19 protein-coding genes are annotated in these 16423 nt (G+C 38.1%); 11 read left to right on the top strand and 8 right to left on the bottom strand.

Going from position 1 to position 16423, the window contains the following annotated elements:
• Positions 1-59: 59 nt before the first annotated feature.
• The gene (locus PASHI_RS08335) at positions 60-1037 is read left to right on the top strand and encodes a catalase family peroxidase (protein WP_062565245.1); all 978 of its coding nucleotides are present in this window, start codon (positions 60-62) and stop codon (positions 1035-1037) included.
• Between the two features lie 167 nt (positions 1038-1204).
• On the opposite strand, the gene PASHI_RS08340 is transcribed toward PASHI_RS08335, so the two are convergent.
• Together PASHI_RS08340 and PASHI_RS08345 are read right to left on the bottom strand one after the other, a co-directional pair.
• Positions 1205-2017: a C12orf4 family protein gene (locus tag PASHI_RS08340; RefSeq protein ID WP_244269380.1), complete on the bottom strand. Its 813-nt coding sequence runs from the start codon at positions 2015-2017 to the stop codon at positions 1205-1207.
• Positions 2018-2105: 88 nt separating this feature from the next.
• Positions 2106-2648, bottom strand: a complete 543-nt coding sequence (locus tag PASHI_RS08345) for a GIY-YIG nuclease family protein (protein ID WP_279625942.1) — start codon at positions 2646-2648, stop codon at positions 2106-2108.
• 421 nt (positions 2649-3069) lie between these two features.
• On the opposite strand from PASHI_RS08345, the gene gapS1 reads away from it, so the two are divergent.
• Entirely contained in the window at positions 3070-4683 is a 1614-nt protein-coding gene (gapS1, locus tag PASHI_RS08350) for a GapS1 family protein (RefSeq protein ID WP_062565248.1), read from the top strand.
• Between the two features lie 230 nt (positions 4684-4913).
• Here gapS1 and PASHI_RS08355 read toward each other — a convergent pair whose 3' ends face one another.
• The 6 genes from PASHI_RS08355 to PASHI_RS08380 form a co-directional block, all read right to left on the bottom strand.
• Positions 4914-5357 (bottom strand): ferritin-like domain-containing protein, encoded by a 444-nt coding sequence (locus PASHI_RS08355; RefSeq protein ID WP_058584881.1) that lies wholly within the window; start codon positions 5355-5357, stop codon positions 4914-4916.
• 186 nt (positions 5358-5543) lie between these two features.
• The gene (locus PASHI_RS08360; RefSeq protein ID WP_054554698.1) at positions 5544-6482 is read right to left on the bottom strand and encodes a LysR family transcriptional regulator; all 939 of its coding nucleotides are present in this window, start codon (positions 6480-6482) and stop codon (positions 5544-5546) included.
• Between the two features lie 16 nt (positions 6483-6498).
• Positions 6499-8223: a bifunctional isocitrate dehydrogenase kinase/phosphatase gene (gene aceK / locus PASHI_RS08365; RefSeq protein WP_054554699.1), complete on the bottom strand. Its 1725-nt coding sequence runs from the start codon at positions 8221-8223 to the stop codon at positions 6499-6501.
• 91 nt (positions 8224-8314) lie between these two features.
• Entirely contained in the window at positions 8315-8794 is a 480-nt protein-coding gene (locus tag PASHI_RS08370) for a DUF4124 domain-containing protein (RefSeq protein WP_062565249.1), read from the bottom strand.
• 75 nt (positions 8795-8869) lie between these two features.
• Entirely contained in the window at positions 8870-10363 is a 1494-nt protein-coding gene (locus tag PASHI_RS08375; RefSeq protein WP_062565250.1) for a DUF3413 domain-containing protein, read from the bottom strand.
• Positions 10364-10368: 5 nt separating this feature from the next.
• Positions 10369-10581 (bottom strand): YejL family protein, encoded by a 213-nt coding sequence (locus PASHI_RS08380; RefSeq protein WP_036967930.1) that lies wholly within the window; start codon positions 10579-10581, stop codon positions 10369-10371.
• 63 nt (positions 10582-10644) lie between these two features.
• Here PASHI_RS08380 and yejK point away from each other — a divergent pair, with 63 nt between their 5' ends.
• The 9 genes from yejK to PASHI_RS08420 all read left to right on the top strand — a co-directional run bounded on the left by yejK (position 10645) and on the right by PASHI_RS08420 (position 16403).
• Entirely contained in the window at positions 10645-11661 is a 1017-nt protein-coding gene (yejK, locus tag PASHI_RS08385; protein ID WP_054554703.1) for a nucleoid-associated protein YejK, read from the top strand.
• 309 nt (positions 11662-11970) lie between these two features.
• Positions 11971-12195 (top strand): hypothetical protein, encoded by a 225-nt coding sequence (locus tag PASHI_RS08390; RefSeq protein ID WP_062565251.1) that lies wholly within the window; start codon positions 11971-11973, stop codon positions 12193-12195.
• Positions 12196-12374: 179 nt separating this feature from the next.
• Positions 12375-12830 carry a DUF3291 domain-containing protein gene (locus tag PASHI_RS08395; RefSeq protein ID WP_062565252.1) on the top strand — a complete coding sequence of 152 codons (456 nt, stop codon included), beginning with the start codon at positions 12375-12377 and terminating at the stop codon, positions 12828-12830.
• 31 nt (positions 12831-12861) lie between these two features.
• Positions 12862-13389, top strand: coding sequence for a tellurite resistance TerB family protein (locus tag PASHI_RS08400; protein WP_062565253.1), 528 nt, complete (start codon positions 12862-12864; stop codon positions 13387-13389).
• Positions 13390-13524: 135 nt separating this feature from the next.
• On the top strand, positions 13525-14253 hold the full coding sequence (locus PASHI_RS08405; RefSeq protein WP_062565254.1) for a hypothetical protein: 729 nt from the start codon (positions 13525-13527) through the stop codon (positions 14251-14253).
• Between the two features lie 27 nt (positions 14254-14280).
• Positions 14281-14733: a hypothetical protein gene (locus PASHI_RS08410; protein WP_062565255.1), complete on the top strand. Its 453-nt coding sequence runs from the start codon at positions 14281-14283 to the stop codon at positions 14731-14733.
• A 105-nt stretch (positions 14734-14838) separates the two neighbouring features.
• Positions 14839-15003 (top strand): hypothetical protein, encoded by a 165-nt coding sequence (locus PASHI_RS21990; RefSeq protein ID WP_156426470.1) that lies wholly within the window; start codon positions 14839-14841, stop codon positions 15001-15003.
• A 54-nt stretch (positions 15004-15057) separates the two neighbouring features.
• Positions 15058-15537, top strand: a complete 480-nt coding sequence (locus PASHI_RS08415; RefSeq protein ID WP_208855487.1) for a GNAT family N-acetyltransferase — start codon at positions 15058-15060, stop codon at positions 15535-15537.
• On the top strand, positions 15537-16403 hold the full coding sequence (locus PASHI_RS08420) for a PhzF family phenazine biosynthesis protein (protein ID WP_062565257.1): 867 nt from the start codon (positions 15537-15539) through the stop codon (positions 16401-16403). Before PASHI_RS08415 ends, PASHI_RS08420 begins: the two co-directional genes overlap by 1 nt.
• Positions 16404-16423 lie beyond the last annotated feature (20 nt).

A 16423-nucleotide genomic window follows, 5' to 3' on the forward strand; every position in this document is an offset into this window, starting at 1 on the left:
AAATGATTTTGAGGTTAGTCAGGTCATTTTTGTTGGAACTAAGTTTAAAGGATGGATAAATGCTAAAAATTAAGTCTTTAGTTTGTGCTATGTGCCTTGTATTACCAACAGCAAGTTTTGCTGAACAACCAGTAAACGGGCAAGATTTTATTAATTTATTTGAAAAGCTGTCAGGAAAGCAGCCCGGTATCAGAAAAGGTCACGCCAAAGGTGTTTGCGCTGTTGGCACATTTACACCTAATCAAGCAGCAAAGCAGTATTCAATCAGCCCTTTATTTAATGCGCCATCAAGAGCAAATATTCGTTTTTCTATGGGCGGTGGTAACCCTCACGCTGATGAAACATCTCGTGCCCCACGAGGCATGGGGGTGCAGTTTGTGCTAGAAAATGGTGATGTACATAATATTGCAGGGCTAACTACGCCGGTATTTGCAGGTAACAGCCCAGAAGCGTTTTTTGGTTTGCTAAGCACCTTAGTACCTGACGAAAAAACTGGGCAAATCGATTTTGCAAAAGTAAAAGCATACAGAGAGCAAAACCCGAGTACCTTAGGGCAATTTAATTGGCTGCAAAGCCACAACCCGCCAGCATCGTATGTGTCTTCGCGTTATTTTGGTGTGCATACCTTTTACATGGTTGATGAAAAGGGCGCTAAACATGCCTTTAGATGGACCATGGTGCCAGAAGAGCCAGAACAGGTGCTAACAGAAGAGCAAATGAAAACCTTCCCTAAATCATTTTTGGCTAAGCGACTTGAAGAGGATTTAGCGAAAGGGAAGGTGCATTATCGTTTTCAAGCAGAGTTAGCCGAGCAGGGTGATGTGTTAACTGACCCTTCAGTTCGTTGGCCTGCGGATCGCAAAACAATTAATTTAGGAAAGCTAACCATAGAATCGACAGGTGAGTCAGGCTGCGACCTCACAAATTATGACCCAAATCTGTTATCTAAAGGGTTTATGCCAAGTGATGACAAAGTACTTAAATTACGCTCAACAGCCTATGCGATTTCATTTGCGAAGCGTTTAACGGGGCAATAAGTCTTAAGTGTATCAGTCAGGTTTGATTAAAAGGAATTAATATACCTGACAGGTGTGTATGGGGGAGAAGAGACATTAGGCTGAATTTAGGTCGTTAGCTGTATTAATTAAATATAGAATAAAAATTTATACGCTAACGCTCATTTATTTATGCGTTTTTTGCAGGATTATTCTTCTGGGTCAAATGTGTAATCTTCATAGTACCGCAAGATTTTATATAGTTTGGGAACTCCATTTATAGTTTGGACTTCTATATCTACTACGTAGGCTAATTCATGCCATTGTTTATTGAAATTGTTATGCCCATGCAACATAGCTTCTTTTACAGCATTGTTTTCAAAAATGACTTTTGTAGGGTTCTTTCTAATATCTTCAACAATTGCTTTATCACCTGTTTCTGAGTTGGTGTCAAACTTCGTTTGATACCATACAAGTACTTTCTTTGAATGAATATGATCTGCGGGTTCACCCATGGCAGCGATTTTTCGGTTAATAAAATTTTGAGCTGCATTAGCTTGCTCAGAACTTACAATTAATTGATTAATAACGGTGGCATTGTCACTAGCAGAAATAACTAATTGAGAGCCTGCATCTTTTGCTACTGGCTCAATAATGTTTTTCCATTGTTGTAGATCTTTCTTAGTTAAATTCTGAGGTGGGTTATTAACCTTGCCTAAAAACCAATCAATAATATTGGAAGAAGTTGATACCCATTGGTAAAGTGAGCCGCCTTGCCACAAAAGAGGAACAAGAGGTGCAGCTTTAGTTACTAATTCAACAATTATTGAACCAGAACGAACTTCTTTAATTAATAACTCACTTGAAATGTCATAGTCTTCTGAAGACTCACGTTCAACAAACCTTTGGAATTGAGAACTAAGGTCTAATAAAGACACAGTTAAATCAGTCAAGTTAACTGGTTTTTCATTATTAATTTTGATTTCTAGTTTTTTATCAAAATCGATTTCAATAGTATTCATTGGCTCCATGCCTATCCTTTATAGCCTAATGGCGTGCTTAAGGGCCACAACGAAACAGAGGTCCCAGCGAAGCGACTACAGCACCTATTTATATTTTTCTCTGTGAGGATTTAAATTCTTCTCGCAGTAACCTAATAGATTCTTTTTTACTTGGATGAACCAATTCTCGAAAGTGCCAAATACAATATCTTTTTCCTTTAAACTCTTTGTTTGCATCATCATCGCACCCTATAAAAGTACAAAGCTCAATATTGTTTTTTTGCATTTCTTCTTTACTAGTTATTTCGATATCAGCGTGCGTTTCATTTTCATTGGTTATTTCAATATCAACATGCATTTTTTCAAGAAGAATGATTTCAGATAATGTTTCTTGAATTATTGATACCGCTTCAGAAACGCTGGATTTAAACCATTCTTTTGCCTCTCTTCGATAACTATATTTATTGTGCACAATAACTTCACACTCTCTAGGGTTAATGACCAGAGCATCGTAAGCAACTCGATATTCGTGAGGAACTCCCGTATTGTTGAGTTCTTTAGCTCGGAGAATTGGATCTTTTTTAGAATATCCAATCTTGACCAGATCTGGCATTGATTCATTTGTAATAATGTAGACCCAGCCTCTTACCACATTAATCTCCGCTGCCCATAAAAAAATATAACAATGTTTTGATAGTTTGCACGTAGCGTATATTTCTGCAGATTACACGCTTCAAATATTAATTAATCTATTTTTAACAAATAATGTAACGCATTGCCAACTATAAAATTTTTGTTTATAAAGATATTTAGAAAAATGAAAATGCGCTAGGCGCTTATTTTCTTGGTGTATGAAGTTAGATATAAATTTACATTAAAGTTGTGTTAAAAAGAAACATCAATGTACCGCCAATTGCAAACTTAAACTAAAGATCATCCATTAGGAGAGTTACTTTTTATTGCTGATGAAATATAACGAATGCTAGCATTAATCTCTTTGAGTATTTTAGCTTTTTGGGTGAACACTTTCTTTAATTGCAAAAATTTAAATCTCTTCTTATCGGAGAATTCACTTGTCATTTGATAAAAAAGTATTTCAGATTCGCAATTCGATTCAGAGATTCTCAAAAATATCCATTATCGAGAATCTAATACAAAGGCTGCATAGCCAAGATAAGAATCAACCTCAAGCGTATATGCGTCAATGGATTGTTTGCTTAATGCTAGAATGGACCCTTGAATTGGAGAGTAACAAATCAACAAAAAAAGCCACTCCGAGAGATGTTCAGAAACTTTTAGACAAATTGTGGATGGTAAGTTCGGATGCTTTGGATTTGAGTAAATCTAACAATGTTTGGCTAACTATGCGAATAATGCTTCTTCAACAGTTAAGGTTTCAAACTAATCAAAGCGAAAACATTTACTTTCTGGCTCGGCTCTATATTTTGATGTGTGATAAAAGTTCAAGCTCATACTTTAAAGAAGAGTTTAGAAAACATACGGAGTGTGAGTTAGATGAGTTTTTTGTTTTTGCGTTTTTCCTCGACTTAATATTTAAAGACAATGAAAAGCCTTATTACTCTTACAGTAAACTGATTCCAGTTTTAGTTCCGGGTTTTAGCTATGAGTTTGTTAAGAAAGCTTTACGTTCGATTGGAAGTGACCTTAATTCATTGCAAAAATTTTTAATGGATATAAGGCATCAGTCAAATACCGAGCATGCTAGTCGAGAAGAGTATTTTGCTGAGCCTAAGTTACTGTTAAAGCCAATTATATTTTTACCTGAAGGATTATGCACACCCCATAGTTATATTGCTTTGATAGGTGTTAGTGAGTTTGTATTAAGAAGTCTTAAAATGGCATCACCAGAAAAATTCAGGAAAAAGTTTTCATTTGCTTTTGAGCGATATATTGAATCACTTTTTAAAGATTTTGATTATCCGATTCAAACAGAAAAAGAACTTAGTGCACTTTATAAAAAGAACAACATACAAGGAAAAATTGTTGACTTCCTTCACTCAAACCAAAAGGTGAGTATTTTTTTTGATGCTAAAGGAGTTGAACCGAAACGAGACCTTCTTTTAACAGACAATGAAATCATAATTAAAGATAAACTTAGAGATACTATTTTAAAAGGAATTACACAAGCAGCTGAATGTATTGATAAGTTGATTAAAGTTAGCGAAGTTGAAATAGCACCATTTGAAAAAAGGTACGCAGTAGTCATTACCCACCAAGACTTTTATTTTGGAAATGGGATAAAGCTTGCATCTTACCTCGGTGATGAATACAGAGGTCGGATTGATGATGTCGTTCAAGAAAAACTACCTTTAGATAATGTACATTTTTGTGGGGTTTCAGATTTAGAAAGTATATTAGCTGTTTGTAAGGCTTCTGGAACAGAACTAGAAGATTTTTTCGACTTTTGTACACTTGAGGAATCCGATCCATTAACAGCGAAATTTATGATTAAGCAACATGTTGAAGCATATATGAGGAAGCATAGTGTAGAGTCTATACAGTTTGGAACTGAGCGATTAAACTCTGTCATAGATGAATTAAGCTCAAAAGTTAATATGTCAGTGCAAACTTCGCAATCGTACTGGAAACAGGGAGAGTTTCTGACTGGTAATTACCTTCAGTTAAAAAATGAATTGTTAAAGTTGTCTATTGCTAGAAATAATTGAAATCTTATTTGGAGTAACTCATACATTGATTGGTTAGTCATGCTTGGTGGTCAGCAGTTGGAACTTAGCGGAACTTTGGGATAGTTCTCACTTCGGGTGGTGAATCAGTCAGTTGATGCCACTCAATTGATGTTCACACCTATAGTTAAATTCTCAGATGTGCTACCCACCGCTTATCTAAATCTAAACAGATAAAAGCCCAGCTTAACTGGGCTTTGCACTCTCACAATTTAATGCTTTTTCATTTTACTCATTTCAGCATGGCAACTTTGAATTGTCAGCAGGGTTTTTGATAACGCGGCTTCACAATCATGTGGTTGTGGCTTTTTTAGCGCATGCTTGATTTCGGCTAGTGTTTTATCTTCAACTTCTTCAAGTTCACTAACATAGGTGGCATTTTTGTCGGCACCGAGTTTGGTGATTACTGATGTATAAGCTTTACGCGCTTCTACAGCAAAATCAGAGCCATTTTCGCGCTCGCCATTTTCGTTAATAGCATAAGGTTGTAAGCGCTCAACACTTACTTTTCGCGCATCTATCATGCGTTGAAATAAGGCAATAATGCTTGGGTCGGTTACTTTTTCCTGTGCTTTTTCATAAAAATCGATACCGCTATTCATAACTTGGATGATATCTGCAATATGATGAACGTCTTGTCCTTGATGAGTATTCATAATGACCTCTTTTTGAATATTAAAAACAATGCAATGAGTTACTTGCAAAGCATATTCCAGTTCATTACTTAAATATAAAGTTATTGTATTTCAAGTGGTTATTGGTTTTTAAGAGAAGGGGGACTGCTGATAAGCTAAGCTAACACCTTGCTTATCAGCAATAATTACAATTTGGTTGGTAAAATCTTACTTAAGCTCGTCGGCTACTTCGGCAACCTTTTGGCGTAACCAAATATGGCTTGCATCACGGTGTAATAGTGGGCTCCAAATCATATCGAGCTCAAACGGCGGAATAGGGAATGGCGGCTCAAGAATTTTAAGGCCCGGATCGTCTAAATAAATATTTGCGGCTTTTGATGGTAATGTAGCAACCAAGTTTTGTTCTTTCGCTAAGTGAATAGCTACATGGTAGTTACGGGTAAAGGTGGCAATATTACGGTGTTTACCAAAGTGAGCGAGCGCCTCATCGACCCAACCTAGCTTTTGCACATCTTTAGGGTCCATACCAACGCCCACACCAAAGCCTGTTTTACTTACCCAGATGTGGCGTGCTTTTAAATAGCTGTCGAGGCTAAAGTCTTTGATAATTGGGTTATCTGCTTTTACTAGGCAACAAAAGCTATCTTTCCATATTTGTTTATAGTGAAACGATTGCGGTAAGTTTTCAAAGCGGTTGATAGCCATATCTACCTTACCGTTTTCAACATCGTGGAAGGTAACATCACTTGGGGTCAAAATATCGAGTGTAGTATCGGGGGCTTCTTCGTGTAATTTACTTAATAAGCGTGGGGCAAGAGTGCTTGCTGCGTAGTCACTGGCCATGATACGAAAAACACGTTTACTTTGTGATGCTTCAAATTCGCGGTTTGGTGCAAGTGTTTCTTCAAGGGTCATTAAAATGCCGCGGATCACCGGCTGTAATTCTTTTGCGCGCTCAGTTGGTACCATACCTTCGCTGGTACGCACTAAAATAGGGTCGTTGAATAAATTACGGAGTCTTTTTAGGCCATTACTCATGGCAGGTTGGGTAATGCTTAGCTGGTTAGCAGCTTTAGTTACATTACACTCCCTTAGTAAAGTATCTAGGTAAACAAGTAAGTTTAAATCTATTTTACTTATATTCATTGTGTGTCCTTGGTGTTTACCAATAATGGATAAATCGTTGTGCAGCAGGGTATGGATAAATGTGGCTAACTACACCTTGCTTATAATTGTATTGTGCTTGTCGCCAATAGGCTGGATCTTCAAGCTCTGGGTGTGTACTCAATAAATATTGCTTATACACCGGATTTGCTGTCACAAAGGTACATAATTGCTCTGGAAACACATCTTGTGGTGCCACAGAGTAACTTTGCTCATTGGTTAAGTAATCATCGTACGACTTTGCTTTTGGTAAGGCGCGAAAGTTCATGTCTGTTAGGTACTGAACTTCATCATAGTCGTAAAAAATAATGCGATTATGTTTACTTACCCCAAAGTTTTTCAACAGCATGTCGCCTGGGAAAATATTTACGGCGATCATTTCTTTTAAAGCTTGGCCATATTCTTCTATTGCTTCAAACGCTTGTTGTTCACTGGCATTTTCAAGATAGAGATTTAACGGTGTCATGCGTCTTTCTATATACAAATGCTTGATGATTAACCATTCGCCTTCAATAATCATCGAAGAACCAATGGTTTTATGTAACTCTGCAAGTAATTTACTATCAAATCGGGCTAGTGGAAATACGACGTTCGAATACTCTATGGTGTCGGCCATGCGGCCAACACGGTCATGGCTTTTTACTAATTGATAGCGTTTTAATACGGTATCGCGGCCAAAAGGTTTGCTTTCACCAAAGGTGTCTTTAATGACTTTAAATACATAGCCAAACGAAGGCAGGGTAAATACCATCATCACCATACCCGGTGTACCAGGGGCAATTACAAGCTGATCGTTTGAATGATCTAAATGACTTAAAAACTCTCGGTAAAACTCGGTCTTACCTTGTTTATGAAAGCCTATTGCATTGTAAAGCTCTGCCAGGGTCTTGTTTGGCATAAGTTGATTTAAAAAGCGTACTAACGCTGATGGCGCATGGGTTTCAACCATAAAATAAGCACGGGCAAAACCAAAGATAACCCGCATTTGCGATGATTTGGTGAGTAGGGCATCAAGGTATAGCCCTTTGTCTTCATGGTGTAACACCGCAATAATAAATGGCTGTACGCCACTTTCTGACACCACGCGGCCAACAATATAAGCCGCTTTGTTTCGGTAAAACGGGGCTTGCAGTATATCAAAGCGCATTTGCCATGCTTGGTGATGTGTATCGGGCGCTTGTTTATAAAAGGCTTTTACCAGCAAGCGAATATCGCGTTCTAAATCAACAAAGGGCGCTTTAAAATCAAACTGATTAATAATTTTGCGTATCGTGGGTCTTAAGCCATCAACAACAGGGTGGTAACTGCGGTATTCAACTTCCATTGGTAGTGCGGGGGCATCTGCAAGCGTCGCTTTTACAAAGATAAAGTCATTATTAAAATAACGACGATGAAATAAACGACAAAAAACAGAGTTGTAAAAGGTTTCGGCAAGTTCTGCCTGAGGGTGAAAGCGCAAAAATTGCTGATAGAGCTGTTTGGTTTCGAGCCAGCAGGTTTGATCTAAGGTAATAATTTGCTGTTCGTTGAGCGACTTGAGCTTAGCAATGGTTTCGTTAACCCGATCATCGTAATGGCTAATTCTGAGTTTGCTAATCTCATTTATTTTTTGCCAATCTCGATGTGCAAACGCAAGTGGTGCTTTGGCTGTAATTGCTTGAAAGAGTTTATAGTGATTGCGAAACCCAGATAAAATTAACTCTGCAATGTGTTGTGGCTGCATATAAACTCCTTACTAATACCAACATAGAGCAATAACTCTATTGGTGTTAAGAATATGTTATTTATTCTACAAACCCAATAGTAAAGTGTATTTAATTATAGCGAGCGAGTTTTTTCTCAAGTTTTGCGAGTTTTTTATTAACACTTTTTACGTCGCGCCCGTATTGCTTGTTAATTGCTTTTAGCTGCTTTTTAATGTCTTTACTAATTTGCTTTGCTTCTTTGTCAGACAAAATTCGGTTTAAGCGCTGCTCTTGCTGGTACTGAGCTCGGTCTCGATCACGGCTTAAAATATCTAAACGGTGTTTATAGCTGCGAATTTCAGCTTCGAGGTTTCTGATAATTTGCTGGCGCTCAAGCTCGTTGAGCTCTTTAACAAAGTTTTGCGGAGCTTGTAAGTCTGGATCGGTTACTTGAATTTTGTGCTTGGTTGCACGGCTACCACAGGGGAACTCACTAAATACCGTGCCTCTGTCTGTGACACATTTATAGTATTCTGTGGTGGCAGCAAGAGATGTGTTGGTAAAACAAACTAGTGTAAGCGATATTAGATAAATGATTATGGCTTTCATGACGTCCGTGTCTCCTAATCAAATAAGGTGTCTAATATCTAAAGCTAGCTCGAAATATTGATTTATCAATAAGCGCTAGGGCGTATATCGTTTCAGCTTTTTAATGCTTTGCACTAAGAACGGAATATCGAGCCCTTGTTCAATGGCAAAGCCTTGTGCTGCTGAAATGTTTTTAAAGTTACCGTCTGAATCAATCAGGGTAATTCTGTCTTTCTTGAATGCGATAAATACATTCTGCGAGTAGTTAACACCGGTGTCGTCATGGCGTTTGTATAAGTTACTACCCAACATGCTTTGTTTTGCGAGTGTTTTACAACCAAGGTAATGCCCCACGCTGGTGGCGATAATATCACTTGGTTGAATAAGGCCTTCGGTTTGTACAACTTTTTTATCTGAGCTGTATAAACGAGAAGCTGTAACAATACCATTGCTCTGCTGTGTAAGACTAAAGGCAAACACAGCATTAGCAGATTCACGTGCTTGTGTTGTGGCGTCTGCACGTACAAGGCGAACCGCTGGGTTTTGGTCGTCGTTATTAATAAATTCGAATTGCTCAAAACCATTAATTTGAATTGAGCGATTATCAGCAAGCCACACAGGCAGTTGCTGTTTGTCTAGAATAGGGGCTTTGTAAAATGCTGGCAGGCCATACACTAAACTAAATAACGTATCTTCTGTTTCTACAGGTTGTAAGAACAAGTCTGTCTTACGTAATGCAGGCTCAGTGGCAACAAATTGCTCAAGGTCAGCATTATTTTCAAATATTAAAATATCGATAGCCGCACTCGACTCAGCTTTGCACTCGGCAAGTGGAGTAGGAGCTAAGTAATCAATATTATGTGGGTCAAGCCTCACATCGTGTGCTTCTTTGTAGCTTTCTAGATCTAGTAAATCGTTTTTAGCTAATAAGCTTTTAGCTGTTGTAGGGTAAGACAACGGCAATACATTATCTTGTTTAGTGATATCAAACTTTAAATTGGCATCTGCCCAAATATGAATACTGTGGCTAAGTGCAAAACACACTAAAATTGTGCTGGTTGCATAGCGCGGGAACTTATATTGCTTTAAACGCGCCAAGTGGTGCCAGGTGTAGTTACTGACTAATAATTGGAACGCTAAAATTAGCAGCACAATGCCGCCCGCAAGAATTGTTGTTAATGCCGGTGAGCTTGTTAAACGGTGCCACAACAAAGAAACGATTTCAGGTAGAGCAGACGTATTTAAGTGATAGCCCAAGTTAAAATAAACATAGGCATCAAGCGTTAAGAATGACGCACCGAGGGTTGCAATAATGGCTGCCATCCCCCGGATATGCCGAGGGTATGGAAACACTAAGCTTAATGGAAATATCGTTAAAACAAAGGCAATAAAAGTAATAAAGCTGGTGTGGCTTAACCAGGTCACGAGCATGTATAAATAGCCCATGAAGGTTGTCGGTGCACTGTCTGCAACTAAGTAGCTTAAGCTAATAAATAGCACTAAACCTATGTTTGCAAAGGTGAACCAATGGCCCCAACTTAAAAGCTGACTTACTTTTGAAGAAAACTGACTTTGTTGCGATAAATTCATAAATCTTATTTAACCGACTGTGCTAATGCTTTTGCAAAGTTGTCGGCAACAGCTTGTCTTTTCTCTGATGGTACATGCTCTTTTAAAATATGCGTGATAGAATTTCCTAAACACATAAGGCTTAAATCAACAGGCGCTTTGTGCTCTGTTAGTACATCAATCAGCTGATCAACGATTTGTTCTACTTGCTCATTAGAATATTTTGATATGATAGGCATCAGTTGGTTCGATAAAAAGAGTTATATTCCCGTATTTTAACACCAGAGGCGTGAAAAACAAAGATGACAATAGATGTTAAAAAATTAGTCGTTCATTATGTAGACAAAAAAGATGACGATACAGATATTCATTTACGCAATGATGAGATGGTTGTTAACGATAAAGTAGCCGTTTTTATAGAGCAGCTACACCATGCATATAATGGTAAGCCAGGTAAAGGCTATTGTGCATTCAGCGGCGAGAAAAACAGCATTGTTGCTTCGGCAATGCAAAGTTACCGTAACGACGAACTTGGTTTTTGGCACATGACAGAGCAAGCAACAAATGTGCTAAAAGAAGAGTTAAATAAGTATGCCTTTAATGAAACGGGTTATTTAGTTTTTTGCCATTATCAATATGTTGCAAGTGACTTCTTGTTAATTGCGATGATCAATATTAAAGAGCATTACTCAATTACTTCTGAGCTTGATTTAGCTTCATCTCGTCACTTAGATATTTCGCGTATGCAACTAGCTGCACGTGTCGATTTAACTGCGTGGGATACGCAACCAGAAGATAATCGCTATGTGTCGTTTATTAAAGGTCGTGCAGGTCGAAAAGTGGCTGACTTCTTTTTAGACTTTTTAGGCTGCGAAGAGGGCATTGATCCTAAACAGCAAAGCCAAGTTATGCTTAGTGCTGTAGAAGACTATTTATCTGAGCAACAATACGACAAGTCAGAGAAAGATGAGCTACGTAAGCAAGTTTTTGATTACTGTAATGATTGCGTAACCACAGGTGAAGATGCCAACGTTAAAGAACTTTCTGCAACCTTATCGAAAAATGACGACAGCCCATTTGAAAGCTTCTGCCAAGAGCAAAGCTATGACTTAGAAGAGTCGTTCCCTGTTGATAAGAAAACAGTCACTAGCATGGTGAAGTTCTCTGGCATGGGCGGCGGTGTTAGCGTGAGCTTTGAACGTAAACACTTAGGTGAGCGCGTCATGTATAACGAAGCAACCGATACACTGGTGATCAAAGGTATTCCACCAAATCTTAAAGACCAGCTTCAGCGCTTTATGGAGCAAGACGAAAGTTAATCTTGCTTAAGCTTAAAGCTCTAAGTTTTAAGCGATAAGCTGATAAATACTCTTTTTATAGCCCAGCACTTGCTGGGCTTTTTAGTTTTAGGTGCTTGAAAACACAATCACTACAGGAAGAAACATTGCGTCAAACGATAAATACATTTCGGTTTAGGGCCTTACACTAGAGGTGAATTTACAGCTCTAGAATTTCAACTCGATTTACCTAAGCTAAAGTAAAAATTTACTTCTAATATTTTCTTTGCTTTTATAGAGAAATTAGCAACGATGTTTTCTAAGCTTCAAAATAGTAAAAGGATATTCAGTATGATTGTTTTAGCCATATTTTTAATTGTGATTGGTATTGTTAATATTTTTAATGATCATCATTTAGCTTTTGCATGGCCAGCCCTGGTCGTGGGTATTTTGTTATTAGGGATAGGCATTTCTAGAAAATCGCCATCAAGTGGAAGCTCCTCCACAGGGAGTAGCTTTAGTTTATCAGACAGTTCATGTTCTGACGGCGGCGGTGATTGCGGTGGCGGAGATTAGATAAAGTAGTTCCATTTGCCATCATTGATTTAGTAAAACATCTACTGATGGTTTTAAGCATGGTTAATATAAAAATTCGAATAGTGGAAGGCGTAATAATGCTTTTCTTTTCCTTCAGTATCGCTTAGTTTTAAGACATTAAAGGTACAAATTCCCCCGATGGCTAAGGAGAGTCATAAATGAAACTTGCCCAACTAAATATTGCTCTTGCTAAATATCCATTGGATGCCCCTGAAATAAAAGATTTTGTTGATAATCTTGATTTAATAAATGGCGTTGCTGAAAACAGTGCAGGTTTTGTATGGCGATTAAAAGACGAATCAGGCGATGCCACCAATATTAAATTGTTTGATGATCCGAATATGATAATCAATATGTCTGTGTGGGAAAGCGTTGAAGATCTTAAAAATTTTATGTTTCGCACACATCACAGAGATTTCATGCGCAGAAAAGGCGAATGGTTTCACCGCTTAGCAGAAGATAGCTATGTTTTATGGTGGATTGAAGATAACCATATTCCAACCCCCCAAGAGGCATTAGAGAGGTTGCAGTATCTGCGAGAAAGCGGCGACACACCCAATGCTTTTACATTTAAAAGTAATTTTACGGCTGAAGAATTTAAAAAATATAAATAACAATAGACTGCAATAAAAATAAGGAAAAATTATGCATGTTGTATTAGGTGTTTTAGGTATTGTAGTGACCATTTTGGTGTTACTGAATCGACTTCAAGAAGGGGGGATAGATATTGGTTGGTTGAATCCTTTTAGCTGGTACCGACGTCGTAAATTCAGGAAACACCATGATTTAAATCCTGCATTTAAGTTAGATTCACCCATGGATGTAGCTGCGTTATATATGGTCGCAGTGGCCAAAATAGACGGTGAAATGAGTAAAGAACAAAAAGAAAAAATTCTAGCTCTTTTTAACAGCGAATTTCATTTAACTATGAAAGAAGCAACTGATTTATTACGCTCAAGTACGCATTTATTAGGGCATACTAGCGACGTTTACGATAAACCTCACAAAGTAATTGAGCGATGCTTAGATAAAGTAACAAAAGATCAAGCAGCTTCAATTTGTTCTCTCGTCGATGAGGTAGCTAATGTCGAAGGTGAACCGACGGCTCAGCAAAGAAAACTTGTCACAGAGATAAAAAATGCATGCCCTCAGGAGGCCTCAGGCAAGTGGTAATTAATCCACAAAACCAACCAGCTGAAAATTATAATGACAATTATAACCCCTTAACTGATTTTGAAACGTTTTAGTGAATATCGTGAAGAAGTAACTACTCATCAAATCTTTAAAGGTGTTTATAAGGGAGTTTTTATGAAAAAACAGTTATCGGTGGCTTTTTTGGCTTTATCGTCTTTTGCTAACTCAACAACTTGGGGAGAGTTAGAAGTAGATGACCCAATAGTCAAGGGGGCAAAATGTGCGGTTGCTGAGCCTGCAAGCTATGGTGGTTATATTTACAGTTGGCCATCAAAATATGACCAGGTGTTTTGGCCACATACGGATAGAAATGGCATTTGGTATTGCGAAACATCGGGTTTTATAGCTTTAATTGGTGATTTTGACGAACTTAAACCTGCAGAAATTGAGAGAATAACGGAATTTCTTGCGTCTCAACACATTTCGAAGCCAACTCTCGAGCAAAAGATAGCTTTGCTCGAGCAAACTTACGCACTTCGCGAAAAAGATGAATTTTTTAAAAATAAGTTGCTAAGGATCCTTGCTCGTTGGCAGCAGTCTTTAGGCAACCTTGATAAGGCAAATAGCTATCGAGCTAGAGCATTTAAAGATATTCAACATTCCCTTAATGGAGATTTAAATGGATATAAACAACTTGAATATCTTTATTTGGCGACTAACTACTCAAAGCAGTTTGCAGAGCAAAATAAACATGTAGGTTACTTAGACGATTTGGAAACAGCATTGAAATCAGTGACTGATCCTGAGTTAAAAGGCTATGCCGGGTACTTGTCGGAATTGATAAAAGACAGCACATATATCAACGAAGGCGGGAAACTCGACCCTGACTTACCGAAACAGTAATGAATACCGAATAACAAGGTTGATTATATGAAGTACAGGATTCTTGTGTTGTTAATGCTTGCGTCAAGCTTTCAGGCTAAATCGGTTCAGAAGCTGTCTAATACTGAACTTAGCTTTATACTTTCTTCTATGGAAGTGCTTTATAAGAATAAATCTTTCCCGCAAATTAGGGTCATTCAAAGCTGGGAGTCGCAGACTGAATGTGATGGTGAATATCAAACTTGCCCAAATGCTAGGTTATTCATATCAGTAAATACAGGCGATCTTTACGAAGTTCCAGCCTTATTTGAATTACCAAAATCCAAAGGCTGGCAATACGTTAGTTTTGTAGAACATGATGATTCATTCTTACTTATGATTAAAACAACGCTAGATCATGCAAATATATCCGCTGAGTCGAGAAGTAAGTGGCGCAGTAAATCCTATGCAATAAAAATTTCAAAATATGAATACGATGTACTAGAGGTCATAGAAAAGTAACTTCATTTAATAATTTTGCCTTGCAGCAACATGGATATTTAGGGCAGAAGTAATGTAAAAAATGAGTACTAGGAATAAAGCAATAGCTAAATAAGGGACACGACCATGATAAAACGTAACAAAGCTAATACTGGGCTACTTTTTTGTATCGGTGCCGCTATTGGGTTTTCGATCTTCATTGCATACCAGCAACTGATTATTGGTCTTTTATTTGCTGTAATAAGCGTTAGTGTTGCAATCTTAATTGTTTCAAATAAATGGCTTAACTAATGCTTTTCTGAGTGATGAAAAATGAATTTATCTTTCACTACAAAAAGATTAAATGTGATTGAAATAGACGCAAGCTCGTCAATGGTTGAGCATCATCAATTGACGATTGCCTTGCCGGCGATATTTACCCCCGCTGTAATTGCTAATTTACCTGGTTATTTTCAGGGGATAGATTCTATAGCTGCTGCAGAAAAGTGGTTGGCTAACATGCTTAACGAGTGCCGCTTATTAATGCTGCAATCTCAACATCAAGATGTTGTTGGGCTTTTATTTATCTATACCGAAAACCATGATGCTCATATTGGTTATTTGTTAGCTGAGCAATATTGGGGGCAGGGTCTTGCATTTGAGTTATTGCAGGGTTTTATCAATCTGGCTAGCACTCAGTCACACTGGCATAAGCTCATCGCAGGTGTTGATGAGTCAAATGTCCCATCAATTAAACTTTTAAAAAAGTTGGCTTTTGAAGAGCAAGCATCTAAGGAAAATGGCATGTTGTTTTATGAGTTTAATTTAATCCAAGGCACTCAATAATGACAATAACCGCATTTTTAGTTAACTCGTTTAGTGCAAATAATACAGGCGGGAACCCAGCAGGTGTCGTTTTGAATGCAGATAAACTCACCAGCGCTGAAAAACTGACGATTGCAAAAGAAATAGATTTTTCAGAAACCGCATTTGTGGCGCAAGATCATGAAGTTGACTTTGCTGTATCATTTTTTACGACAACTGAAGAAGTTGATTTTTGTGGCCATGCAACCCTAGCGGTGTTTGCTACGCTCTTCGAACAAGGGTTATTAAAACCAGGTTATTACACTCAACGAACAAAAGCGGGCTTGTTAGGTGTAACAATTGCCGCAGATGGTCAAATTACCATGGAGCAAGCCTTACCAAAGTACCTTGGCAACTTTGCTTATGATGACCTTGCAGGCTTACTAGGGCTTGATGAAACGACTCTGGTAGAAACAGGCTTGCCAATCGATGTAATAACTACAGGATTGCCAGATATTATAGTCGCTGTACCGAATGGCTACTTAGATAAAATTGTTATTGATGAGGCAGCGCTTAGCGAGTTCTGCAAACAGCATAATGTGATTGGTGTGCATGCCTTTGAATTATGTGAAGAGCAAAGTGAGCTGACCGCAAGTTGTCGTAACTTTGCGCCTTTGGTTGGTATACCCGAAGAGTCAGCAACCGGTAGCGCAAGTGGCGCGCTTGCATGCTATTTATCAAAACACGTATTTGTACAGCAAGAAAACCATTTTATGTTTGAACAAGGCCGAGCAATGGGGTGCAGTTCACATATTTCAGCCAGTGTTTTTTCGGATGAGCAGGGGGTAAGCAAAGTGCTTGTAGGCGGCTATGCCAATCACCTAGGTACACAAGATATTGCTTTATAAGAATACATACAAAAAAGCCG

The organism is Pseudoalteromonas shioyasakiensis, from assembly GCF_001550135.1.
GTDB classification, from domain to species: domain Bacteria; phylum Pseudomonadota; class Gammaproteobacteria; order Enterobacterales; family Alteromonadaceae; genus Pseudoalteromonas; species Pseudoalteromonas shioyasakiensis.

Excerpts from the sequence above, each read along its gene's own strand:
- PASHI_RS21990 (WP_156426470.1), top strand. The coding sequence starts at position 14,839 with ATGATAAAACGTAACAAAGCTAATACTGGGCTACTTTTTTGTATCGGT.
- PASHI_RS08390 (WP_062565251.1), top strand. The coding sequence starts at position 11,971 with ATGATTGTTTTAGCCATATTTTTAATTGTGATTGGTATTGTTAATATT.
- yejK (WP_054554703.1), top strand. The coding sequence starts at position 10,645 with ATGACAATAGATGTTAAAAAATTAGTCGTTCATTATGTAGACAAAAAA.
- PASHI_RS08340 (WP_244269380.1), bottom strand. The coding sequence starts at position 2,017 with ATGAATACTATTGAAATCGATTTTGATAAAAAACTAGAAATCAAAATT.
- PASHI_RS08380 (WP_036967930.1), bottom strand. The coding sequence starts at position 10,581 with ATGCCTATCATATCAAAATATTCTAATGAGCAAGTAGAACAAATCGTT.
- PASHI_RS08370 (WP_062565249.1), bottom strand. The coding sequence starts at position 8,794 with ATGAAAGCCATAATCATTTATCTAATATCGCTTACACTAGTTTGTTTT.
- PASHI_RS08395 (WP_062565252.1), top strand. The coding sequence starts at position 12,375 with ATGAAACTTGCCCAACTAAATATTGCTCTTGCTAAATATCCATTGGAT.
- aceK (WP_054554699.1), bottom strand. The coding sequence starts at position 8,223 with ATGCAGCCACAACACATTGCAGAGTTAATTTTATCTGGGTTTCGCAAT.
- PASHI_RS08410 (WP_062565255.1), top strand. The coding sequence starts at position 14,281 with ATGAAGTACAGGATTCTTGTGTTGTTAATGCTTGCGTCAAGCTTTCAG.
- PASHI_RS08360 (WP_054554698.1), bottom strand. The coding sequence starts at position 6,482 with ATGAATATAAGTAAAATAGATTTAAACTTACTTGTTTACCTAGATACT.
- PASHI_RS08400 (WP_062565253.1), top strand. The coding sequence starts at position 12,862 with ATGCATGTTGTATTAGGTGTTTTAGGTATTGTAGTGACCATTTTGGTG.
- PASHI_RS08375 (WP_062565250.1), bottom strand. The coding sequence starts at position 10,363 with ATGAATTTATCGCAACAAAGTCAGTTTTCTTCAAAAGTAAGTCAGCTT.
- PASHI_RS08335 (WP_062565245.1), top strand. The coding sequence starts at position 60 with ATGCTAAAAATTAAGTCTTTAGTTTGTGCTATGTGCCTTGTATTACCA.
- PASHI_RS08405 (WP_062565254.1), top strand. The coding sequence starts at position 13,525 with ATGAAAAAACAGTTATCGGTGGCTTTTTTGGCTTTATCGTCTTTTGCT.
- PASHI_RS08420 (WP_062565257.1), top strand. The coding sequence starts at position 15,537 with ATGACAATAACCGCATTTTTAGTTAACTCGTTTAGTGCAAATAATACA.
- PASHI_RS08355 (WP_058584881.1), bottom strand. The coding sequence starts at position 5,357 with ATGAATACTCATCAAGGACAAGACGTTCATCATATTGCAGATATCATC.